Below are 21,669 nucleotides of genomic sequence, written 5' to 3'. Positions count from 1 at the left end.
CGAAGGAGGCGCCGGATGGCGACACCGCCCAAGGGTGTGCAGGAGGCGGCGCAGCGGGCGCTGCGCTGGATCGACGACGGCAAGGCCGGGAAGAACTTCACCGACACCGGCCGCACGAGGGCGAAGCAGCTCGCCGACGGCGACGACGTCAGCGAGGAGGTGCTGACCAAGATGCGCGCCTACTTCCGCCGGCACGAGGCGGACAAGGACGCCGACGGCTTCACCAGCGGTGGCGACGGCTTCCCGTCCCCGGGCCGCGTCGCCTGGGACGCCTGGGGTGGCGACCCCGGCCAGCGCTGGGCTGAGAGCGAGCTGGACGACTGACCCGACGCCTCAGCGCCAGGGGGCGACGAGTTCGGTGACCTGGCCGGTCAGCGCCTGCTGCGCGGGCGCGACGCGGCACCTGTCCGCGCGTAGGGCCGGCTGCTGCTGTGCGCGATCGTGGCCCCTGGAGGGCCACCAGTGCGCACGGCCCCGGGGTGGGCCCGGCGTGACCGACGCCCGCGGCTCAGAGCTGCAGGGCGTGCGCGCGCAGCGTGTCGTAGGCCGGGCGGCAGGCCTCGGCGACCGCGGCGTCGTGGTCGCTGAGCTGCACCTCGCGGGGCCGGTAGGGCTCGAAGCCGGTCGAGGCGACGACCGCGTCGTACCAGTGCGGCGCCCACACGCCGTCGGAGTCGCGCGGCCCGGCCGGCCAGGAGAGCATCCGGTCGGTGAAGCCGATGCCGAGCCAGTCGCACAGCCAGCGCAGGTAGGCCTCGGGGTCCCGCAAGAAGTCGGCCGCGTCGATGACCGGCGGCGACCCCAGCAGGTCGAAGAGCGTGAGCTGCTGCAGCACGCCGATGTCCTCCGGTTGGCAGGCCTCGCGGGAGCGGACGTAGGAGGAGACCACCTCCGCCGGGTCCCGGACGAGCAGCACGTGGTGCACGTGCTCGGCCCAGGCCAGGTCGTCGCCGTCGAGGTAGTGGTGGGTCATCTGCTTGGAGTAGGAGACGGCCGCGTCCGTGGGCGCCAGCAGGGCCCGGGCCACGTCCGCCGGGTCCGTCGGCTGCGAGGCGATGACCTCCTCGCGCGCCGGGTGCTCGATCCCGGTGCGGTGGAGGTATGCCGCGTAGAACGGCTCGTCCACGACCTCGCTGTCGGGGCGGTTCTCCCAGGAGCGCATCATCGCGGTGGAGATGTTGCGCGGCCCGGACCACATGGCGATGCGGACGGTCACGGCGTGTCCTGGCAGGCGGCGCTCCGGCCGGCGGCGTCCGCGGCGACGTGCTCGGCATACCAGCCCTGCAGCCGCTCCACGACCGGTCCCCGCGCGCCGGTCCCGATGGTCCGCCCGTCGACCGAGCGGACCGGCACCACGCCGGCGAAGGTCCCGGTGACGAAGGCCTCCTGCGCGCTGTAGACGTCGGTGAGGCTGAAGGTGCGCTCGTGCGCGGGCAGGCCGCGGTCCCGGCAGACGCGCAGGACGTTGCCGCGGGTGATCCCGGCCAGGCAGAAGCGGCCGTCGCTCGTCCACACCTCCGGCTCCTGCGGCGTGCCCTTGACGACGAAGAAGTGGGTGCTGTTGCAGGTGGCCACGAAGCCGTGCGGGTCGAGCATGAGCGCCTCGTCCGCGCCGGCGGTGTAGGCCTGGATGCAGGCGGTGATGTCGTTGAGCTTGCTGTGCGCGTTGAGCTTGGGGTCCAGCGTGTCCGGCGTGGCGCGGCGCACGTGCGTGGTGAACAGGGTGATGCCCTCCCGGACCGTGGCCGGCAGCGGCTCCTTGTGCTCGGGGATGATGACGACGGTGGGCGGGCCGACCGTCACCCGCGGGTCCTGGTACGGCGTCGACTTCACCCCGCGCGAGACCATGAGCCGCAGGTGCACGCCGTCCCGCATGCCGTTGGCGCGCAGCACCTCGTGGACCGCCGCGCCCAGCTCCTCCCGGGTCATCCCGAGGTCGAGCATGATCGCCGCGGCCCCCTCGAACAGACGGTCGAGGTGCTGCTCCCAGAAGACCGGGTGGCCGTCGTGGACGCGGACGCCCTCCCACACGCCGTCGCCGAGGACGAAGCCGGAGTCGAAGACCGACACCACCGCCTCGGCCCGGGGCCTGAGCTCGCCGTTCACCCAGATGAGGATGTCCTGGTTGCGGGGGTCGTCACCGTGGTCGTGGGTTCCGTGGGGCACCTGGCCAGCGTAGGGGCGGGACCGCGGGGCGGGAACCTCCGCCATCGGGTAGACAGGGAGAATGACCTCGACACGCGACACCGTCCTGCTGGATGCGGACGGCACCCTGGCCGACTCGACCTACCACCACGCCCTGGCGTGGGCCCGGGCCTTCGCCCGCTTCGGCCTCACCCCGCCGCTGTGGCGGGTGCACCGAGCGATCGGCATGGGTGGGGACAAGCTGGTCGCCGTGGTCACCGATGATGAGGTGGAGGCCCGTGTCGGTGACGACGTGCGGGCCAGCTGGGAGGAGGAGTACTCCCGCATCCTCGACGAGGTCGTGCTGCTGGACGGGGCCCGGGACCTGGTGCTGTCGCTGCACGAGCGCGGGCTGCGGGTGGCCCTGGCGTCCTCGGGCAAGAAGCGGTTCACCGACCACGTCATCGAGCTGCTCGACCTGCCCGACGGGGTCCTGAGCACCGTCACCACGTCCGAGGACGCCGACCAGTCCAAGCCGGCGCCGGACATCCTCGGGGTCGCCCTGCGACGAGCCGGGGGCGAGCGTGCGGTCCTCGTCGGCGACACGTCGTACGACGTGGCCTCCGCGGCCCGGATGGGTGCGCCGTGCGTCGTGGTGCGCTCCGGTGGTTTCGGGGTGCAGGAACTGCGGGACGCCGGGGCCGTCCTGATCGTCGACGGCCCGCGTGACCTGATCGCCGCCGACTGGGACGGCCTGTGCCGGGCCGAGCCGCCCGAGGGCTCGGACGACCCGCAGGAGCCGTTACCGCACTGATCGGGGGTGCGGACGACGCCGCACCGGAGGGCGCACGGCCTCCTCGGTCCAGGTCGGGAATGAACCCGGCTGCAGCGAGGTTGAGCCTGATGAACTCAACTTGACTGAGCCCCGGTTTGACAAGACGGCAGGACGCTCCGCAGAGTTGAGCGCAGACGTGTCAACCGCGGCGCGCAACGAACGCCACGACATACCAAGGAGATCAGTTCATGGGACGTGCAGTCGGCATCGACCTGGGCACCACCAACTCGGCTGTGGCCGTGCTGACCGGTGGCGAGCCGGAGATCATCGCCAACGCCGAGGGTGGGCGCACCACCCCGTCGGTCGTCAGCTTCGCCAAGAACGGTGAGGTGCTCGTCGGTGAGGTGGCCAAGCGCCAGGCCGTCACCAACGTCGACCGGACCGTCCGCTCCGTCAAGCGCCACATGGGCACCGACTGGAGCACCACCATCGACGACAAGAAGTACACCGCGCAGGAGATCAGCGCGCGGACGCTGATGAAGCTCAAGCGGGACGCCGAGTCCTACCTCGGCGAGGACGTCACCGACGCGGTCATCACCGTGCCGGCCTACTTCGACGACGCCGAGCGCCAGGCCACCAAGGACGCCGGGGAGATCGCCGGGCTCAACGTCCTGCGCATCGTCAACGAGCCGACCGCCGCAGCGCTGGCCTACGGCCTCGACAAGGGCAAGGAGGACGAGCTCATCCTCGTCTTCGACCTCGGGGGCGGCACCTTCGACGTGTCCCTGCTCGAGGTGGGCAAGGACGCCGACGACGGCTTCGCGACCATCCAGGTCAAGGCCACCCACGGCGACAACAAGCTCGGTGGCGACGACTGGGACCAGCGCGTCATCGACCACCTGGTCACCACGGTGAAGAACCAGTCGGGCGTCGACCTGGGCAACGACAAGATCGCCCTGCAGCGGCTCAAGGACGCCGCGGAGCAAGCGAAGAAGGAGCTGAGCTCGGGCTCCAGCACCTCGCTCAACCTGCAGTACCTCTCCATGGGCGAGAACGGTCCGATCCACCTGGACGAGACCCTCACCCGGGCGCAGTTCGAGCAGATGACCTCCGACCTCCTCGACCGGGTCAAGCAGCCCTTCGAGCAGGTCATCAAGGACGCCGGCATCGACGTCGGCCAGATCGACCACGTCGTCCTCGTCGGTGGCTCCACCCGGATGCCGGCCGTCGTCGACACGGTCAAGAAGATGACCGGCGGCAAGGAGCCCAACAAGGGCGTCAACCCCGACGAGGTCGTCGCCGTCGGCGCCGCGCTGCAGGCCGGTGTCCTCAAGGGCGACCGCAAGGACGTGCTGCTCATCGATGTCACCCCGCTCTCGCTGGGCATCGAGACCCAGGGCGGGATCATGACCAAGCTCATCGAGCGCAACACGGCCATCCCGACCAAGCGCAGCGAGGTCTTCACCACCGCCAGCGACAACCAGCCGTCGGTGGGCATCCAGGTCTACCAGGGTGAGCGCGAGATCGCCGCGCACAACAAGCTGCTCGGCAACTTCGAGCTGACCGGCATCGCGCCGGCCCCCCGCGGGGTGCCGCAGATCGAGGTCACCTTCGACATCGACGCCAACGGCATCGTGCACGTGTCCGCCAAGGACCGTGGCACCGGCAAGGAGCAGTCGATGACGATCTCCGGCGGCTCCGCGCTGCCGAAGGACGAGATCGAGCGGATGATCAAGGACGCCGAGGCGCACGCCGAGGAGGACAAGGCCCGCCGCGAGGAGACCGAGACCCGCAACAGCGCGGAGCAGCTCGTCTACTCGACCGAGAAGTTCCTCTCCGACTCCGGCGAGCAGGTGCCCGCGGACGCCCGCGGCCCGGTCGACACCGCGCTGACCGACCTCAAGGACGCGCTCAAGGCCGACAGCGGCGCCAGCCTGGACGACATCAAAGCCAAGATGGAGACCCTCTCCACCGAGAGCCAGAAGATGGGGTCGGCGATGTATGCCGCGCAGGCCGAGTCCGGTGAGGGCGCGGGCGCGGGTGCCGGCTTCCCGGGTGGCGAGGGCTTCCCCGGCGGCGGTGCCGGCGGCGCCGACGCCGGCCAGCAGGGCCAGTCGACGTCCGAGGAGGATGTGGTGGACGCCGAGGTCGTCGACGACGACGAGGACAAGGACACCAAGTGACCGACCAGCCGCAGGGCAACCCCGGCCCGGGCGCTCCCGACGAGGAGCGCCCGGGCTCGGGCCCGGTCATCCGGGACAAGCGCCGCATCGACCCCGAGACGGGCCGGGTGCGGCAGAGCACGGAGGGTGCAGACGCTGTGAGCGACCAGAGCGACGCGCAGGCCGACACCGGCCGGGCGCCGGAGGAGCAGGTGGTGGCCGAGCCGGCCACCGACGAGCAGTCCCCCCTGGCCACACCGGAGACGGACGGCGTGCCGGAAGCGGTCGACGACGACCACCCGGACACCCGGCTGGCGGCCGAGCGGCTCGAGGAGATGCGCCGGATGCAGGCGGAGTTCGTCAACTTCCGCAACCGCACGCAGCGGGAGCGGGAGGGCGACCGGGGCCGGGCGACCGGGGCCGTCGTCGAGGCGCTGCTGCCGGTGCTGGACGACGTGCACTCCGCGCGCGAGCACGGCGACATCACCGAGGGCAGCCCGTTCGCGGCGATCGCCGACAAGCTGGAGCAGGCCCTGGGCCGCTTCGGGGTCGAGCGGGTCGGCGCGGTCGGCGACGTCTTCGACCCCACCGTCCACGAGGCGCTCATGCACCTGCCCGCCGAGAGCTCCCCCGTGGAGCTGCCCGAGGGCACGACGGAGATGACCGTGGTGCAGGTCGTGCAGCCCGGCTTCAAGGTCGGCGACCAGGTGGTCCGCGCCGCGCGGGTCGCGGTCGCGGACCCGGGCTGAGCGGCAGACCCGGAGCAGGATGAGCACGGCAGGAGGAGGTGAGCACCGGTGGTGAACCAGGACTGGTTCGACAAGGACTTCTACGCGATCCTCGGCGTCAGCAAGGACGTGGACGCCAAGGAGCTGAAGAAGACCTACCGCAAGCTGGCGCGGCAGCACCACCCGGACAGCAACCCGGGTGACGCGGCGGCCGAGCAGCGGTTCAAGGACATCGGTGAGGCCTACGCGGTGCTCTCCGACCCCGAGCAGCGCCAGCAGTACGACGCCGTGCGCGCCATGGGCGGCGGTGCCCGCTTCACTGCGGGCGCCGGCGGCCCGGGCGGCGCCGGCAGCGGGTTCGAGGACGTCTTCGCGCAGATGTTCGGCGGTGCCGGTGGGGCGCAGAACGTGCGCTTCGGCACCGCTGGCGGCGGTGGCGGCGGGATCGACCTCGAGGACCTGCTCGGCGCGTTCGGTGGTGGCGGAGGTTTCCAGCCCGGCGGCGGCCAGGGCTTCCCCGGCGGGAGCCAGGGATTTCCCGGGGGCTTCTCCGGGCGCGGTTACGGCGGGGGTATGCCGAAGGGCCAGGACGTGGAGGCGTCCACCACGCTCGACTTCCGGTCGGCGGCGGTGGGCGAGACCGTGACCCTGTCCACGCCGGACGGGGGGCGGATCACCACCCGCATCCCGGCCGGCGTCAAGGACGGCCAGCGGATCCGGCTCAAGGGCAAGGGCATGCCCGCGCCGATGCAGGGCGGCGAGCCCGGCGACATGTACCTCAAGGTCACCGTCACCCCCCACCCCGTCTTCGGCCGCGACGGCGACCACCTGACCGTCGACCTGCCGGTGACCTTCTCGGAGGCGGCGCTGGGCGCGACGGTGCAGGTGCCTACCCTCGACGGGAGCACCGTCAAGGTCAAGGTCGCCCCCGGGACGCCGTCCGGGCGGGTGCTGCGGGTCAAGGGCCGCGGCATCCAGACCAAGAAGGGCACCGGCGACCTGCTCGCCAAGGTGCAGGTCGTGGTCCCCCAGCGGCTGTCCGACGAGGTGCGGCAGGCCGTCGAGGCGCTGCGCGCCGAGGAGGGCGGCAGCGACCCCCGGGCCGACCTCATCCGGCGGGCGCAGGGCTGAGCCGTGGTCGACCGCGACACCCCCGTCTACGTCATCTCGGTCGCCGCCGAGCTGGCCGGGATGCACGCCCAGACGCTGCGGCAGTACGACCGGCTCGGCCTGGTCACGCCGTCGCGCACCCGGGGCGGGGGCCGTCGCTACTCCTCGCGCGACGTCGACCGGCTGCGCGAGGTGCAGCGCCTCTCCGGCGAGGGCGTCAGCCTGGCCGGCATCCAGCGCATCATGGAGCTGGAGGTGCAGGTCGAGGCGCTGCGCGACCGGGTCGCCCAGCTCCTGGCCGACAACGAGCGGCTGCGCGAGCGGGCCGCCCAGGGCGGACGCGTCTTCGCGGCGGACCTGGCCGGCGAGGTCGTCGCCGTGCGGGCCGGCCAGCGGCCGCAGGGCCGGCCCTCCAGCACCGCGCTGACGCTGTGGCGCCCCCGCGGCTGGCCCGCCGACTGAAGAGGGGCCCCACTCGCACGCCGCGCCGAGACACGGCAGCACCTCGGGTCTCACGAGCACCACCATGCGGGGATGTGCCCCGCAGCCGGGGATATACCCCGTGCAGAGAGCAACATCCCCGCAGGATGTGGCCGACGTGATGGATGTGGCGGGTGACGGGAGCGGGGGCAGGTGCCTACTTCACCTCGCGGCGGGCCACCCGCCACAGTCCCAGCGCCAGCGGGATGAGCACCCACCAGACCGTGGTGACGCCCAGCTGCTGCCACTGCTCCGTGGTGGGGGCCTGGTCCACGGCGGTGAAGGGGACCGCCGCCACGTTGGGGTCGATCCACCCGGACCGCTCGCCGAGCCAGCCGATGCTCATCGTGGCCAGCGAGATGAGCACGGGCAGCGCGAAGAACGCCGCGATCGCCAGCGGGACGTTGAGCAGCAGGGCCCCGAACGCCACGCCCATGAGGACGTAGACCACCTGCAGCGCGACGACACCGACGTAGAGGTGCCACGGCACCGAGAGGTCGACGTCGCCCCCGGCCAGGCTGACCGAGGCCACGTGGGCCAGCGCCGCCAGCCCGAGGGTGAGCGCCACGACCAGGAGACCGAGGCCGAGCGCGGCCAGGGTCTTGGCCGCCATGACCCGGAGCCGTCGCGGCTCCTGGGTGAACGTCACGAGCGCCGTGCGCTGGCTCCACTCCGAGGCCGCGGTGAGGATCCCGAGGACCGGCAGCAGGACCGCCTGCGGCAGCACCGCCGTCGTCAGCAGCGTCGGGTAGGTCGCACCGGCGTCCCGCCCGAGCCACATCGCCAGCCCGGTCGCGAGGACCGTCAGCGCGGCGATGACGACGAGCAGCCACCGGCCGCCCCGGGTGTCGACGGTCTTGCGCAGCTCGGTGCGCAGGAGCCGGGTGAAGGGCAGCCCGCGCTCGTCCGCCCGGGACCCCCCTCCCTGGTCCCAGGGGTATGCCGTGCCGCTCGCCCGGTCGTCGCCGCGCGCGGCACCCTGGCCGGTGCCGTCGGCACTGCCCTCAGGGCCGGGACCGCCGGCTCCGTGGGAGGGGTCGAGGTGCGTGGTGTCCGTGCTCATGCCGCCTCCCGGGCGTCGTCGGCCGTCAGGGTGAGGAACATCTGCTCCAGCCCGCCCCCGGCGGGGGCCAGCGAGGTGATGACGAGCTGCTCACGCAGCGCCAGGCTCCCGATCTGCGCCGGGTCGGCCTGCGCGGTGAAACCGCCCTCCGGGCGGGGGACCGGCTGCAGGCCGGCCTGGTCGAGGACCGTGCCGAGGCGCGCGCGGTCGGTCGCGTCGACGACGACCCCGGCGTCGGTGAGCAGCTCCTCCTTGGTGCCCTGGGCGACGATCCGGCCGCGCCCGATGAGCACGAGGTCCTGGGCGATGAGCTCCACCTCGGACAGCAGGTGCGAGCTGAGCAGGACGGTCCCGCCCTCGCCCGCGTAGTCCCGCAGCAGCCCGCGCATCCAGTGGATGCCGCCGGGGTCCAGGCCGTTGGCCGGCTCGTCCAGGATGAGCACCCGGGGGTCGCCGACCAGGGCGGCGCCCAGGCCGAGCCGCTGCCGCATGCCGAGGCTGTAGTTGCCGACGCGACGCTCGGCCTCGCGCGAGGTGAGGCCGACCCGCTCGAGCACCGCGTCGACCCGGTCGCGCCCGGCGCCGACGAGGATGGCCGCCAGGGTGAGCACCTCGCGGCCGGTCCGGCCAGCGTGCTGCGCCCCCGCGTCGAGCATGACGCCGACGTGCCGGGTGGGGTTGGGCAGGGCGGCGTAGGGGCGGCCCAGGATCCGCGCGCTGCCCGAGGTGGCCGGGGTCAGCCCGCACATCATCCGCATCGCGGTGGACTTGCCCGCGCCGTTGGGGCCCAGGAAGCCGGTGACCCGTCCGGGACGTGCGGTGAAGCTGATGTCGTCGACGGCCGTGAAGGCGCCGTATCTCTTGGTGAGGTTCTCGATCTCGATCATGGTCCCACTCTCGGTGACGGGCCCACCCCGCCACATCGGCCCACGGTCGGTCCTCGGTCGGTCCTCGGTCGCCCGTTGCGCGGCCCCGACCCCGACGAAAGTCGTAGACAGCCGCGACCGACGGCCGAGGCGGACCGCCAGCCACCCGCCTACGCTGCTGCGGTATGACGTCCCCGCGCCCGGTCCCGGGCCCTCCGCCCCTGCGCTGGTGGGGCCACGCCTGGCGGGTCCTGGTGGTGTGGGCAGCCGGCCTGTTCATCCTCGCCGTCACCTTCAGCGGCTCGCCGGCCGGCTCGCAGGAGCTGGGCAGCTACCCGGTCCGGGTCGACGCGCTGCTCCTGGCCGACCTGCTCGTCGGTCACCTGGCCGTGGTCCTGGTCCTCTGGCGACGCCGGTTCCCGGTCGCGGTCGCGGTGCTCACGAGCGCCGCCCTGGTGGTGTCCTCACTGGCGGTGCCCGCCTCCCTCCTCGCGGCGCTCTCGCTGGCCAGCCGTCGCCGGTGGAGACCTCTGCTGGTGGTCGGTGCGGTGAACATCGGTGCGGGTCTCTACTACGAGCTCGTCATCGCGCGCCAGCTCGGCATCGACATGCTCTCCGACGTCGCCTCGCCCTGGTACGCCGGGCTCATCGCGCTGATCAGCGTCCTGCTGTTCGCCCTCGTGTCGCTCATCGGGTGGAACATCGGTGGTCGGCGCCAGCTCGTGGAGAGCTGGCGCAGCCAGGCGGAGACGGCGCACCGGGAGCAGGCGGCCAGGGTGGCGCAGGCCCGGACCGCCGAGCGTGCCCGGATCGCGCGCGAGATGCACGACGTCATGGGTCACCGGCTCTCGCTCGTCGCGATGCACGCGGGCGCGCTCGCGCACCGCCCGGACCTGACCGACGCCGAGCGGGTGCAGAGCGCCGAGGTGGTCCGAGACGGTGCGCACCGGGCGCTGCAGGAGCTGCGCGACGTGCTCGGTGTCCTGCGCGGGGAGGAGGAGGCCGACGGGAGGGCGCAGACTGAGGCGCCCCAGCCCACCCTGACCGACCTGCCCTCGCTCGCGGCCGAGGTGACGACGGGTGGCCACCCGGTCGACCTGACCGCCTCGCCGGGTCTGTGGGACCGCAGCGTCACCCTCTCCGACCGGGTCGGACGCCACGCCTACCGCGTCGTGCAGGAGGCTCTGACCAACGCCCGCAAGCACGCCCCGGGGGCCGCCGTCGAGGTGGACCTGTCCGGGGACGAGTCGACCGGCCTGAGCCTGGAGGTCCGCAACGTCGTGCCGCGCCCGGCGGCCGAGGACCCGGGGGCGCCGGGGCGTGGTCTCACGGGGATGCAGGAGCGCGTCACCCTCGTCGGCGGCACCTTCGAGGCCGGCGGCGGGCCGGGGGTCTTCGTCGTGCGAGTCTGGTTGCCGTGGGAGACGAGGTGACGGCGGGGGCGTCCCGTCCACGGGTGGTGATGATCGACGACGACCCTTTGGTGCGGGCCGGCCTGCGCATGCTGCTGGGCGGGCCCGACGGGGTCGACGTCGTCGCCGAGGGGGAGGACGGCGACCAGGCGGTCGAGCTGGTCGGACGGCACCGGCCGGACGTGCTCGTCATGGACGTCCGGATGGCGCGCACGGACGGGGTGAGCGCCACCCGGGAGGTGCTCGCGGCCTACCCCGACGTCCAGGTGCTCATCCTCACCACCTTCGACGCCGACGCGCTCGTGCTGGAGGCGCTGCGGGCCGGGGCGCGCGGGTTCGTGCTCAAGGACACGCCGCCGGCCCAGCTGGTCGCCGCCGTCCACGAGGTCGCGGCGGGTGACCACGCCCTCTCGCCGTCGGTCGCGGCCCTGCTCGTGCGGGAGGTCTCGGGTGCCCCGGCAGCCGCGGGTGGGGAGCGGACCGGGCGGGCCAGGGCGGCGCTGGCGCAGCTGACCGAGCGGGAGCGCGAGGTCGCCCGGGCGGTCGCCCGGGGCGGCTCCAACGCCGAGGTCTCCCGGGAGCTCTTCTTGTCGGTGCCGACGGTGAAGGCGCACGTCTCCAGCGTCCTGGCCAAGCTCGGCCTCGCCAACCGGGTGCAGATCGCCCTGCTCGTCCATGACGCGCAGGACGGCGACGCGGGAGGCTGACCACGCCGAGTGCCTCCCGACCGCACCCCAGCCCCGGGGACGGGACGGGACGCGACGGAACGGGACGGGCCGTCACCCTTTCGCAAGATCCGGCCGCCGGGGCGCGGCATACCCTGAGGCGGTGAGCACGGTGCTGGTCGTCGAGGACGAGGGGACGGTGCGGGAGGTGATCTGCGCCTACCTGCACCGGGCCGGGCTGCCCACCCACGAGGCCGCCGACGGACTGGTGGCGGTGCGGGCCTTCCCGGACGTGCGGCCCGCCGTGGTCGTGCTCGACGTCATGGTGCCCGGCATCGACGGGTTCGAGGTGCTGCGGCGCATCCGGGCGATCGACCCGGACGTGCCGGTGCTCATGCTGACCGCCCGGAGCGCCGAGCAGGACCGGATCGCCGGCCTGGAGCTGGGCGCGGACGACTACGTCACCAAGCCGTTCAGCGCCCGGGAGCTCGTGCTGCGCGTCCAGGGTCTGCTGCGTCGCGCCGCGGGCAGCTCGCCCGGCGGCGCGCCCACCGGCACCCTCGAGGACGGTGACCTGGTGGTGGACCGCGGGGCCCGCCGGGCCGTCCGGGCGGGGAGGGAGCTGGCGCTCACCAGCCGAGAGTTCGATCTGCTCGTGCACCTCATGACCCATCCCGGGGTCGTGCTGGACCGGGACGACCTGCTGCGCGAGGTGTGGGGGTGGGAGGTCGGGGACCGCTCGACCGTCACCGTCCACGTGCGGCGGCTGCGCGAGAAGGTCGAGGACGACCCGTCCCGGCCGGCGCGGGTCAGCACGGTCTGGGGACGGGGCTACCGGTGGGACCGGGCGCAGGGGTATGCCGATGAGGCCTGAGCTGGAGGCGATCACCCTCGCCGCGGGCACCGCGGGAGCGGTCGGGTTGGCCGGTGCCGCGCTGACGCTGCTCGTCGCCAGGCGCTCCCCGGCGGCGGCGACCCTCCTGGGTCCCGTGGTGGGGGTGGCGAGCGTCGCCGCCGGGGTGGTCGTGACCACGCGGGCGATGTTCCTCTCCGAGCACGACGCGACGCTCATCGCGCTGGTGCTGCTGGCCGCGGCGCCGGTGGCCCTGGCGATCGGGGTCCTGCTCTTCCGCAGCGTGCGGCGGCTGGACCGGCGGGCGCAGCAGCGGCTCGCCGACGAGCAGCGCGAGCTGGAGCTCGCCCGCTCCCGGCAGGACATGATTACCTGGGCCTCGCACGACCTGAGGACCCCGTTGTCGTCGATCCGGGTGATGTCGGAGGCTCTCGAGGACGGTCTCGTCACCGACCAGGACGACTACCACCGCCGCATCCGGGCCGAGGCGGACCGGATGACCGTCATGGTTGACGACCTGCTCGAGCTCAGCCGGCTGCGGAGCAGCGCGCCCGCCGACCCCGGGGAGGCGGTGGACCTGGCGGACGTGGCGGCGACGGTCGTGGCGAGCCAGCAGCCGGTGGCGCAGCAGCAGCAGGTCAGCGTGCGGGTGGCCGGTGACGGGCCGGCGCCGGTGCGGGCGGTCGCCGGCGAGCTCGACCGGGTGGTGGCCAACGTGGTGAGCAACGCGGTCCGGGAGTCCGCAGCCGGGGCCGAGGTCGTGGTGCACGTCGCGGCGGATCCGGCTGCGGAGGAGGTCGTGCTCCACGTCGACGACGCCTGCGGCGGGCTGGCCGAGGAGGCCCTCGCCCACGCCTTCGAGCCCGGGTGGCGCGGCAGCACCGCCCGTTCGGGGGGTGCCGGGGTCGGCGTGGGCCTGACCATCGCCCGCGCCCTCGTCGAGCGCAGCGGGGGCACGATCACGCTGGCCAACCACGGAGCCGGCTGCCGCGTCCGGATCACCCTCCCGCGCCACATCCCCGCACCGGACGCGCGGTAGGGCTGCACCGGACGCGCGGGAGGGACTTGCCCTCAGGGGCCGATCGGCGAGAGGACCCACACCGAGTAGTCCGGCCCCGGCGGGTGCAGCTCGTAGGAGCCAGCGCGCAGGTCCACGCCGAGACCGCAGGCCCGGGCGTCCCCCTCGAGCTCCTCCGGCGGGTAGCGCCGCGCGGATTCCGGCCCGCCCTGCTGGTGCATCCCGACGAGCACCCGCCCGTCGGGACCGAGCAGGCCGCGTACCCGCCCGAGCACCTCGCGCTCGGTCCCCTCGGCGAGGAAGGCCATGACATTGCCCACGAGGACGGCGAGGTCGTAGCCCGGCTCGAGGTCCACCTCGAGGATGTCGGCCTGCGTCACCGCCAGTCCGGGATAGGTCCGCCGCGACTGCTCCACCAGGGCCGGGTCCGGCTCCACGGCCGTGACCCGGTGGCCGCGGGACTGCAGCGCGGCCGCCACCCGCCCCATACCGGAGCCGATGTCGAGGATCCGGGCGCGTCGAGGCACCAGCACGTCGGCCAGCCGCGCCTCCCCGTCGACGTCGGCCCCCTCGGCGACCAGGCGCGCGAAGCGCTCGCCGAACTCACGGGTGTGGTCGCCGGCCAGCTCCCAGCGGGTGGGGCGGTGGGGCATGCAGGACTCCTCGGATCGGGCGGGCGACGGATCCGGTATGCCGTCGGCCGGGCGCTCAACCTAGCGCCGCCGCGCCCTCTCTCACCGCTCGGGGATGAAAGCCGAGACCGCGCTCCGAGGGGGCGGTGGTGTTGCCGAATCCTTACCGCATGACGCACGCTGCGGGTATGCCGCTTCCCACCGCTCCGACCTACGCCGACGTCGAGGCCGCGGCGGCGACGTTGGCGGGGGTGGCCCACCGGACCCCCGTCCTCACCTCGCGCCGGCTGGACGCGCAGGTGGGCGCCCGGCTGCTGCTCAAGGCCGAGCACCTGCAGCGGGTCGGGGCGTTCAAGTTCCGGGGCGCCTTCACCGCGCTCTCGGCCTTCGACGCGGGGCAGCGGGAGGCCGGGGTCGTGGCCTACTCCTCGGGCAACCACGCCCAGGCGGTCGCGCTCGCGGCCCGTGAGCTGGGCATACCGGCGACCATCGTCATGCCCCACGACGCGCCCCGGCTCAAGGTGGAGGCCACGCTGGGCTACGGCGCCCGGGTGGTCCGCTACGACAGGTACACGCAGGACCGGGAGCAGATCGGGCGGGAGATCGCGCGGGAGCGCGGGGCCACCGTGGTCCCGCCCTACGACCACCCGCACGTCATCGCGGGGCAGGGCACGGCGGCCCGGGAGCTGGTCGAGGACGCCGGCCCGCTCGACGTCCTGGTCACGCCGCTGGGCGGGGGTGGGCTGCTGGCCGGGTCCGTCCTCGCCGTGCGCGCCCTCTGCCCGCAGGCCCGGGTGTATGGCGTGGAGCCCGCCGCCGGGGACGACGCGCGCCGCTCCCTCGAGGAGGGACGGATCGTGCACATCGACACCCCGGTGACGATCGCGGACGGGGCGCAGACCCAGCACCTCGGCGAGCTGACCTTCCCTATCCTGCGCGACGGGGTCGACGCGGTGGTGACCGCGACCGACGAGGAGCTCGTCGCGGCGATGGCGCTGGTCGCCGGTACGCTCAAGCAGGTGGTCGAGCCCACGGGGGTGCTGGGCCTCGCGGCGGTGCTGAGCGGGGCCGTGCCGGTGCAGGAGGGTGAGCGCGTGGGCGTGGTGCTCACCGGTGGCAACGTGGACCCGGAGCGGTACGGGCAGCTGCTGGGGTACAACAGGTCAAACGACGAGACCGTGGTATAACAGATATAACAGGTATAACGCGGCAGGGAGGGAGGTGTGCCGATGGGCGCGCGCGGGGGCAACCCCTTCCGTCCGAGCTTCGGCACGAGCCCCCGGGTGGTGGCGGGCCGGGCCGACCTGCTCGACGAGTTCGACATCGCCCTCGACGAGGGCCCGGGGTCGCCCATGCGCTCGATCCTGCTCAGTGGGGCACGCGGCATGGGCAAGACCGTCCTGCTCAACGAGCTGGAGGAACGGGCCCGGGTCCGCGGCTGGCACGTGCTGCGGCTCCCGGAGGGTCCGGGGTTGATGAGCGAGCTGGAGCGGACGGTGCTGCCCGCCCGCCTCACCGAGCACGATCCCGCCTCCCAGCGGCGGCGCATCACCGGCGGCAGCATCAGCGCCGTGGGGTCGGTGTCCACGGACACCTCCGACACCTACCCCACGACCCCCAGCGTCGCGACGATGCTGCAGCGACTCACCGGGATCGCCCGGTCGCACGGCACCGGGGTGCTGCTGACCCTGGACGAGGTCCAGGCTGCTCCCATCGAGGACGTCGCGCGGCTGGCGTCCGCCTACCAGCACCTGCTGCGGGACGAGAGCGAGATCGCCTTCGTGGGGGCCGGTCTGCCGACGGGGATCGCGGCCCTCCTGGGGCAGCAGGGCTCGACGTTCCTGCGACGGGCCGAGCGCGTCGACCTCGCTCCGCTGCGGCGCGCGGAGGTGCTGGACGCCGCCGTCCGGACGGTTCGCGAGGCCGGGCGGGTGATCAGCGCCGAGGCCGGGGAGCGGCTGGCCGACGTCGTGCACGGCTACCCCTACCTGCTGCAGCTCGTGGGCTACCAGGCCTGGCGTGCTGCCGGGGAGGACGAGGTCATCACCCTCGCGGACGTGGAGGCCACGTTGCCGGTCGTGATCGACCGGATGAGCCGGCTGGTGCACACCCCGGCCCTGCGGCAGGTGCCGCAGGGCCAGCTCGACTACCTGCGGGCCATGGCTCTCGACGAGGGCCCCTCGTCCACGGGAGAGGTGGCCGCCCGGCTGGGGGTGAGCAAGCAGCACGGCAACGTCGTGCGCGGCCGGCTCATCGACCGCGAGCTCATCGCGCCGGTCGGCCACGGCCTCGTCGACATGGCCCTGCCCTACCTGCGCGAGCACCTGAGGCGAGGGTGAGCGCGGTCGGCGAGCGGGTCCGCATACCCTCCGAGATCTGGATCCTCGTCGGCGCGTCCTTCGTCATCGCGGTCGGGTTCGGTCTCGTGTCCCCCGTGCTGCCGGGGTTCGCGCGTTCGTTCGACGTGGGCGCCACCGCGGCGACGGTCGTGGTGTCGGCCTTCGCGTTCTGCCGGCTGGTCTTCGCGCCGGTGGGTGGCCGGCTGGTGCAGCGACTGGGAGAGCGTCCGGTCTATCTCACCGGGCTGCTCATCGTGGCCGTCTCCTCCTTCGCCACGGCGTACGCGCAGACCTACTGGCAGCTCCTCGTCTTCCGCGGCCTCGGTGGGGTCGGCTCGACGATGTTCACCATCTCGGCGATCGCCCTCGTGGTGCGGCTCGCGCCACCGACGATCCGAGGACGGGTGAGCTCGCTGTGGGGCAGCTCGTTCATCATCGGGTCGATGCTGGGCCCGGTCATCGGCGGGCTCATCGCCGGATGGGGGATGCGGCTGCCCTTCGTCGTGTATGCCGTCGCGCTCGTCGTCGCGGCCCTGGTCGTGGGTCTGGGGCTGGGCGGGGCGAGGCTGCGGCCGCCGCCGGGCGAGGAGGACCGGCCGGTCCTCACGGTCCGGGAGGCGCTGGGCGACCGGGCGTACCGGGCGGCGCTGGCGTGCGGCGTGGCCAACGGGTGGGCCAACCTCGGGGTACGGATGGCGGTGATCCCGTTGCTCGCGGCGGCGGTGCTGGACGAGCCGTGGGTGGCCGGCGCGACGCTCACGGCCGCGGCGCTGGGCACAGCGATCACGCTGCAGGTCACCGGCCGCCTGGCCGACCGGGTGGGCCGGCGCCCGCTCGTCATCGTGGGGATGACCACCTCTGGGCTGTCGCTGGGGGTGCTCGGGCTGAGCCTGCTCCCTGGTCTCGCCGTCGTCGCCTCGCTCGCGGTGCTGCTAGGGCTGAGCTTCGTCTCCGGTGTGGGGGCGGGCTTCGTCAACCCGGCGCAGCAGGCGGCGGTCGCCGACATCGTGGGGCAGGAGCGCAAGGGCGGCACCGTGCTGTCCACCTACCAGATGGCGACCGACGTCGGCGTCATCGTCGGACCGGTGCTCATCGGGGCCGTGGTCGACCTCGTCGGCTTCGGGGCGGCGCTGGCCGTCACCGGGGTCGTCAGCGTGCTGGGGGCGGCCGTGTGGTTCCGCGCGCCGGAGACCCTGGGTCGAGAGGTGGTGGCCACTCCCGCGCCAGGATCCCCATGACGTGGCAGTCGACCCAGCCGTCGGCATACCGCAGCGCCTCCCGCCTCGTCCCCTCGAGCACGAAGCCGACCTTCTCGTAGACCCGCCGCGCGCGCGGGTTGAACGCGTAGACCTCGAGCTCGACCCGGTGCAGCCCCAGGACCTCGAAGGCGTGCCCGACCGCGAGGCGTGTCGCCTCGGTGCCGAGACCACGGTCGCGTGAAACCCCCAGCCAGATGCGGAAGCCGATGGAGGAGTTGCCGGGGTCGTGGTCGAGCAGCACCGCCTCGCCGACGACCTGGCCGGTGCCGCGGTCGACGACCGCCCAGACCAGCCGGTCGGTGTCGTCGGCCCAGCGGGCGTAGACCTCCTGCAGCTGCGCGACCGTCCACGGGTCGGTCTCGTCCTCCGAGTCGTCGTGCACGGACCCGGTGAGCCGGCCTACCTCGGGGTCGCGCATCAACGCGTGCAACCGCACGACGTCGTGCGCAGCGACCGGTCGGAGCTCGACCAGGCCGCCGGTCAGCGTGGGGGTGTCGGTGAGCAGCGCGGGCACCGGGCCGATGCTACTGATGCGCGCCGCAGGGCGGCACAAATTTCCGGGCACCCCAGGCCACCAGGTCGCCGAGACGTCACATTGAGTCAGATACCGGATCAGTGGCGGGCTGAATCCGGTGGCGGGTCATCGGCGCCCTGATCCGAGGAAGGGGTCAGTGGCGGGCTGAGTCTGATGGTGGATCAGTGGCGCGCTGATCCGGAGGACGACTCAGTGTGACGTGTCTGGAGACTGACCGGGGTGGATCGTCGACACCCTGAGCGCCTGTGGCCGGGGCGGGCGCGCACCTCCTACGCTGCAGGCGTGACCACCACGCAGTCCGCGCACCCCGGTAGCGAGCACCTCGTCGCCCTGCGGGACCGCGAGGTGGCCGAGGCCATCGCCGAGGACCTGGGCGCGGAGGGGTTCCTGCAGGTGCGCGTCGTCCCGGAGTCCGAACGCCACCAGGGGCAGGGCGAGGCCGGGTGGGTGGTGCACATCAGTGACACCCGGCTGCCCGACGCGTCCGGGGGCGGGGCCTACGAGGCGCTGCGCGAGCGCTTCACCGACCTGGCCCGCGAGCACGGCGGGTGGTACGACGAGCCGGGCGACCCGCGGCCCGCCACCCACTGACCGACCGGGCCACCTAGGGTCGACGGTGCACCGACGGCAGGTCACTCGACCGGGTCGGGCGGCGCGTCGATGTGGGAGAGAGGCGGGTATGAGGCAGGTCGAGTCCGAGCTGAAGTTCACCATCGGCGCAGCTGACCCGCTCCCCGAGGTGGGGTACCTCGTCGAGGTGGGGCCGGTGCGGGAGCAGCGCATGCGTGCCGTCTACGTGGACACCCAGGACCTGTGCCTCGTCTCACACCGCATCACGCTGCGCCGCCGCGAGGGTGGTGCGGACGCCGGCTGGCACCTCAAGCTGCCGCGCCCGGACGGCACCCGGCTGGAGGTGCACGCCCCGCTCGGGGACGGCCCCGGCCGGCTTCGGGTGCCGCGGGCCCTGCACGAGGAGCTCCGCGTGGCCCTGGGGGAGGAGCTGCCGGACGGAGCTGAGGGCGCCCTGCTCCCGTCGGCCGTGCTGGTCACCCACCGCGTCGAGCTCGACCTCCTCGACCCTGTCCGCCCGGAGGTGGTGCTCGCCCAGCTGTGCGACGACCGGGTGACCGCCCTGCCGGCGGGGGACACGTGGCGTGAGCTGGAGGTCGAGCTCGTCGACGGCGATACGGGGCTGCTCGAGCAGCTCGCCAGCTCCTTCGAGGGCCAGGGGGTGCCGCTGGCCGACCACCCCTCCAAGCTGACGCGCGCCCTGGGCGACCGGCCGGAGCGCGCGCGGCGGGGCGAGCCACCCTCCGCCGAGGGACCTGCCGCGGACGTCGTGCTGGCCCATCTCGCGGCGCAGGTGGCGGTGATCGTGGCCCGGGAGGGCGACGTGCGCGCCGACGTGCCGGACGCGGTCCACCGGACGCGGGTCGCCACGAGACGGCTGCGCAGCTCCCTGCGCACCTTCCGCCGGCTCCTCGACCGCGAGGTCACCGATCCTCTGCGCGAGGAGATCCGGTGGTTCGCGACCGCGCTGGGGGAGCCGCGCGACGCCGAGGTGGTGCGCGACCACCTCCTGGCAGCAGTCCAGGACCTGGCGGAGCACGAGGTGGTCGGCCCGGTGCGCGAGCGGGTGCGCTCCGAGCTGGATCAGCTCCACGCGGCGGCGCACCACGCGCTCGTCCAGGTGCTGGACTCCGAGCGCTACCTCGAGCTGGTGGACCGGTTGCTGGAGCTGCTGGCGGCGCCGCCGTGGCGGGGACGGGCCAGCGGTCGCGCCGGCACGGTCCTGCCGGACCTCGTGGGGCGGGCCGTCGACCGGGCGCGGACGGAGGCCGACGCCGCTGCCCGGGCCGAGGGCGAGCAGCGGGTGCGCCTGCTGCACGAGACCCGCAAGCGGGCCAAGGCCGTGCGCTACGCCTGCGAGGCTCTCGCCCCGACCCTGGGCGGGCAGGCCTCCGGGGCCGCCGAGGCGTGGGAGCAGGTCACCGAGACGCTGGGTGCCGTCCAGGACGCGGCCCTGGCTGTCGACCGGCTACGAGCACTCGCCGACACCGCTCGGCGCGCGGGGGAGCCGAGCCAGACCTACGACCTGCTTGCCGCCCGGGAGGCCGCCCGCGCCCAGGCGGTGCAGGAGGCAGAGGCGGCGCTCGGTCGGGCCCTGGAGCACGGCTGGCCCTGACGGGCGTGGGCGGTCTCAGTCCCCGAGCGCGCGCTCGAAGTGCGCCAGCACCTCGGTGCTGACGAGGACGAAGCGGACCTCCTCCACGGACGGCACCGCCGGGGCGGTGGCCCGCACCGTACGCGCCGCCACGTCCGCCACCTGCGCGGCGTCCCAGCCGAAGACCCCGGCACTGACCGCCGGGAAGGCGACCGTCCGGGCACCCACCTCCTGCGCCACCTCCAGGCTGCGGCGGAAGCAGGACGCCAGCAGCTCGGGGTCCGTCTGGCCGCGACGACGGTCCGGCCCGACCGTGTGGATGACCCACCGCGCCGGCAGCCGCCCGGCGCCGGTCGCGACCGCCTCGCCGACCGGGAGGCCGTCGTGCCAGCGTGCGGCGCGGACCCTGCGGCACTCCTCCAGCAGCTCGGGCCCCGCGGCCGCGTGCAGCGCGCCGTCCACACCACCGCCTCCCAGCAGCGTCGAGTTGGCGGCGTTGACCACGGCGTCCACGCTCGTCGTGGTGAGGTCCCCGTGCTCAGCGGTGATGCGCATGGTCCCCATCGTGCCCCGACCTGCCGAGGTCTGCGACCGTCGGAGCCCGGGGCGGGCGGTACGGTCGTGCGGCCGACCCCACCCACCGCCGTCGCCGTGACGCCGTCGCGGTCCGACCCGCCGCCCGCGAGGAGGTATGCCGTGCTGCTCGCTCTCGGCGTCACCCTGCTCGCCGGGCTGGCCACGAGTGTCGGCGGGGTGGTCGGCACACGGTCCGCGATGGTGAGGCCGGGCATGATGGCGCTCGCCCTGGCCTTCGCGGCGGGCCTGATGATGACCATCTCGCTCCTGCAGATCGCCCCCGCCGCCCTCGACAGCATGTCCACGGCGCTCGGTCGGGGTGCCGCTGTCGCCTCGGTGTTCGGCGCGATGACCCTCGGGGCCGGGGTCGTCTACGCCCTCCGCCGGCTCCTCCCGCACCGCCCGCACCGCCCGGCGCCGGGGGCGCCCGATGTGCGCGGCCTGGACCCGACCCTGCTGCGCAGCGGTGTCCTCATCGCCCTCGTGGTGACGCTGCACAACCTGCCGGAGGGCCTGGCGACCTTCCTGTCGACCGTCGAGGACCCTGCGGGCGGGGCGGTCCTGGCGCTCGCGATCGCCATCCACAACGTGCCCGAGGGTCTGGCGGTGGCCGCCCCCATCTACGCGGCCACCCGCAACCGGAGGCAGGCGATGCTGTGGGCGACCCTCAGCGGACTCGCCGAGCCCCTCGGTGGCCTGCTCGGCTACCTCGCCCTCCGGGCCGTGCTGCCCGCCGACTGGCTGGACCTGTCGCTCGGGCTGGTCGCGGGGATGATGGTGGCCGTCAGCCTCCTCGAGCTCGTCCCGGGGGCCCGACGGTATGCCGTGGGCCACCGCGAGGTGCTGGTCGGCCTCTTCCTCGGGGCCGTCGTCATGGTCGTCTCGCTGGCCCTGCTGCGGTTGTGAGG

The 21,669-nt window shown here is 73.8% G+C and carries 23 protein-coding genes; 16 read left to right on the top strand and 7 right to left on the bottom strand.

The features are described from left to right. Window positions 1-15: 15 nt before the first annotated feature. On the top strand, window positions 16-324 hold the full coding sequence (locus Q0795_RS07610) for a hypothetical protein (RefSeq protein ID WP_298888486.1): 309 nt from the start codon (window positions 16-18) through the stop codon (window positions 322-324). Window positions 325-508: 184 nt separating this feature from the next. Here Q0795_RS07610 and Q0795_RS07605 read toward each other — a convergent pair whose 3' ends face one another. After that, entirely contained in the window at window positions 509-1,216 is a 708-nt protein-coding gene (locus tag Q0795_RS07605) for an HAD family hydrolase (RefSeq protein WP_298888484.1), read from the bottom strand. After that, complete coding sequence (locus Q0795_RS07600) at window positions 1,213-2,166, bottom strand: aminotransferase class IV (RefSeq protein WP_298888482.1); 954 nt, start codon at window positions 2,164-2,166, stop codon at window positions 1,213-1,215. Before Q0795_RS07600 ends, Q0795_RS07605 begins: the two co-directional genes overlap by 4 nt. Before the next feature lie 61 nt (window positions 2,167-2,227). Between Q0795_RS07600 and Q0795_RS07595 the strand changes: the two genes are divergently transcribed. From Q0795_RS07595 to Q0795_RS07575, 5 genes are all read left to right on the top strand, one after another. Beyond that, on the top strand, window positions 2,228-2,938 hold the full coding sequence (locus Q0795_RS07595; RefSeq protein WP_298888481.1) for an HAD family hydrolase: 711 nt from the start codon (window positions 2,228-2,230) through the stop codon (window positions 2,936-2,938). Window positions 2,939-3,147: 209 nt separating this feature from the next. Beyond that, window positions 3,148-5,082 carry a molecular chaperone DnaK gene (gene dnaK, locus Q0795_RS07590; RefSeq protein WP_298888480.1) on the top strand — a complete coding sequence of 645 codons (1,935 nt, stop codon included), beginning with the start codon at window positions 3,148-3,150 and terminating at the stop codon, window positions 5,080-5,082. Then, the gene (locus Q0795_RS07585) at window positions 5,079-5,810 is read left to right on the top strand and encodes a nucleotide exchange factor GrpE (protein WP_298888478.1); all 732 of its coding nucleotides are present in this window, start codon (window positions 5,079-5,081) and stop codon (window positions 5,808-5,810) included. Before dnaK ends, Q0795_RS07585 begins: the two co-directional genes overlap by 4 nt. A 48-nt stretch (window positions 5,811-5,858) precedes the next feature. Further along, window positions 5,859-6,920: a DnaJ C-terminal domain-containing protein gene (locus Q0795_RS07580; protein WP_298888476.1), complete on the top strand. Its 1,062-nt coding sequence runs from the start codon at window positions 5,859-5,861 to the stop codon at window positions 6,918-6,920. Window positions 6,921-6,923: 3 nt separating this feature from the next. Continuing rightward, complete coding sequence (locus tag Q0795_RS07575; RefSeq protein WP_298888474.1) at window positions 6,924-7,361, top strand: helix-turn-helix transcriptional regulator; 438 nt, start codon at window positions 6,924-6,926, stop codon at window positions 7,359-7,361. A gap of 175 nt (window positions 7,362-7,536) precedes the next feature. Here Q0795_RS07575 and Q0795_RS07570 read toward each other — a convergent pair whose 3' ends face one another. Beyond that, window positions 7,537-8,442, bottom strand: coding sequence for an ABC transporter permease (locus Q0795_RS07570; RefSeq protein WP_298888472.1), 906 nt, complete (start codon window positions 8,440-8,442; stop codon window positions 7,537-7,539). Then, window positions 8,439-9,329: an ATP-binding cassette domain-containing protein gene (locus Q0795_RS07565; protein WP_298888470.1), complete on the bottom strand. Its 891-nt coding sequence runs from the start codon at window positions 9,327-9,329 to the stop codon at window positions 8,439-8,441. Before Q0795_RS07565 ends, Q0795_RS07570 begins: the two co-directional genes overlap by 4 nt. A gap of 164 nt (window positions 9,330-9,493) precedes the next feature. Here Q0795_RS07565 and Q0795_RS07560 point away from each other — a divergent pair, with 164 nt between their 5' ends. From Q0795_RS07560 to Q0795_RS07545, 4 genes are all read left to right on the top strand, one after another. Then, entirely contained in the window at window positions 9,494-10,741 is a 1,248-nt protein-coding gene (locus tag Q0795_RS07560; protein ID WP_298888467.1) for a histidine kinase, read from the top strand. Continuing rightward, window positions 10,726-11,427: a response regulator transcription factor gene (locus tag Q0795_RS07555; protein ID WP_298888465.1), complete on the top strand. Its 702-nt coding sequence runs from the start codon at window positions 10,726-10,728 to the stop codon at window positions 11,425-11,427. The genes Q0795_RS07560 and Q0795_RS07555 overlap by 16 nt, the downstream gene beginning before the upstream one ends. 121 nt (window positions 11,428-11,548) lie before the next feature. Then, on the top strand, window positions 11,549-12,259 hold the full coding sequence (locus Q0795_RS07550; RefSeq protein ID WP_298888463.1) for a response regulator transcription factor: 711 nt from the start codon (window positions 11,549-11,551) through the stop codon (window positions 12,257-12,259). Next, on the top strand, window positions 12,249-13,277 hold the full coding sequence (locus tag Q0795_RS07545) for a HAMP domain-containing sensor histidine kinase (protein ID WP_298888461.1): 1,029 nt from the start codon (window positions 12,249-12,251) through the stop codon (window positions 13,275-13,277). The genes Q0795_RS07550 and Q0795_RS07545 overlap by 11 nt, the downstream gene beginning before the upstream one ends. A gap of 32 nt (window positions 13,278-13,309) precedes the next feature. On the opposite strand, the gene Q0795_RS07540 is transcribed toward Q0795_RS07545, so the two are convergent. Then, window positions 13,310-13,909: a bifunctional 2-polyprenyl-6-hydroxyphenol methylase/3-demethylubiquinol 3-O-methyltransferase UbiG gene (locus tag Q0795_RS07540; RefSeq protein ID WP_298888459.1), complete on the bottom strand. Its 600-nt coding sequence runs from the start codon at window positions 13,907-13,909 to the stop codon at window positions 13,310-13,312. Between the two features lie 149 nt (window positions 13,910-14,058). Between Q0795_RS07540 and Q0795_RS07535 the strand changes: the two genes are divergently transcribed. The 3 genes from Q0795_RS07535 to Q0795_RS07525 are packed head-to-tail and all read left to right on the top strand — an operon-like array spanning window position 14,059 to window position 17,465. Then, the gene (locus Q0795_RS07535; protein ID WP_298888457.1) at window positions 14,059-15,075 is read left to right on the top strand and encodes a threo-3-hydroxy-L-aspartate ammonia-lyase; all 1,017 of its coding nucleotides are present in this window, start codon (window positions 14,059-14,061) and stop codon (window positions 15,073-15,075) included. Between the two features lie 42 nt (window positions 15,076-15,117). After that, entirely contained in the window at window positions 15,118-16,227 is a 1,110-nt protein-coding gene (locus Q0795_RS07530; RefSeq protein ID WP_298888455.1) for an ATP-binding protein, read from the top strand. Further along, entirely contained in the window at window positions 16,224-17,465 is a 1,242-nt protein-coding gene (locus Q0795_RS07525) for an MFS transporter (protein WP_298888453.1), read from the top strand. Before Q0795_RS07530 ends, Q0795_RS07525 begins: the two co-directional genes overlap by 4 nt. On the opposite strand, the gene Q0795_RS07520 is transcribed toward Q0795_RS07525, so the two are convergent. Then, window positions 17,377-18,000, bottom strand: coding sequence for a GNAT family protein (locus Q0795_RS07520; protein WP_298888451.1), 624 nt, complete (start codon window positions 17,998-18,000; stop codon window positions 17,377-17,379). The genes Q0795_RS07525 and Q0795_RS07520 overlap by 89 nt on opposite strands. A gap of 303 nt (window positions 18,001-18,303) precedes the next feature. Between Q0795_RS07520 and Q0795_RS07515 the strand changes: the two genes are divergently transcribed. Together Q0795_RS07515 and Q0795_RS07510 are read left to right on the top strand one after the other, a co-directional pair. After that, the gene (locus tag Q0795_RS07515; RefSeq protein WP_298888449.1) at window positions 18,304-18,612 is read left to right on the top strand and encodes a ribonuclease E inhibitor RraB; all 309 of its coding nucleotides are present in this window, start codon (window positions 18,304-18,306) and stop codon (window positions 18,610-18,612) included. A gap of 88 nt (window positions 18,613-18,700) precedes the next feature. Further along, window positions 18,701-20,206 (top strand): CYTH and CHAD domain-containing protein, encoded by a 1,506-nt coding sequence (locus Q0795_RS07510; RefSeq protein ID WP_298888447.1) that lies wholly within the window; start codon window positions 18,701-18,703, stop codon window positions 20,204-20,206. Between the two features lie 15 nt (window positions 20,207-20,221). Here the strand turns inward: Q0795_RS07510 and Q0795_RS07505 are convergent, their stop codons facing one another. Then, entirely contained in the window at window positions 20,222-20,740 is a 519-nt protein-coding gene (locus Q0795_RS07505; protein ID WP_298888445.1) for an O-acetyl-ADP-ribose deacetylase, read from the bottom strand. Window positions 20,741-20,881: 141 nt separating this feature from the next. On the opposite strand from Q0795_RS07505, the gene Q0795_RS07500 reads away from it, so the two are divergent. After that, a complete protein-coding gene (locus Q0795_RS07500; RefSeq protein ID WP_298888443.1) occupies window positions 20,882-21,667 on the top strand; it encodes a ZIP family metal transporter in 786 nt (261 codons plus the stop codon). Window positions 21,668-21,669 lie beyond the last annotated feature (2 nt).

This window comes from uncultured Serinicoccus sp., from assembly GCF_947487915.1.
Classification (GTDB): domain Bacteria; phylum Actinomycetota; class Actinomycetes; order Actinomycetales; family Dermatophilaceae; genus Ornithinicoccus.
The sequence above is the reverse complement of the archived record's forward strand: the minus strand, read 5'-3'. Positions and strand labels throughout refer to the sequence as shown.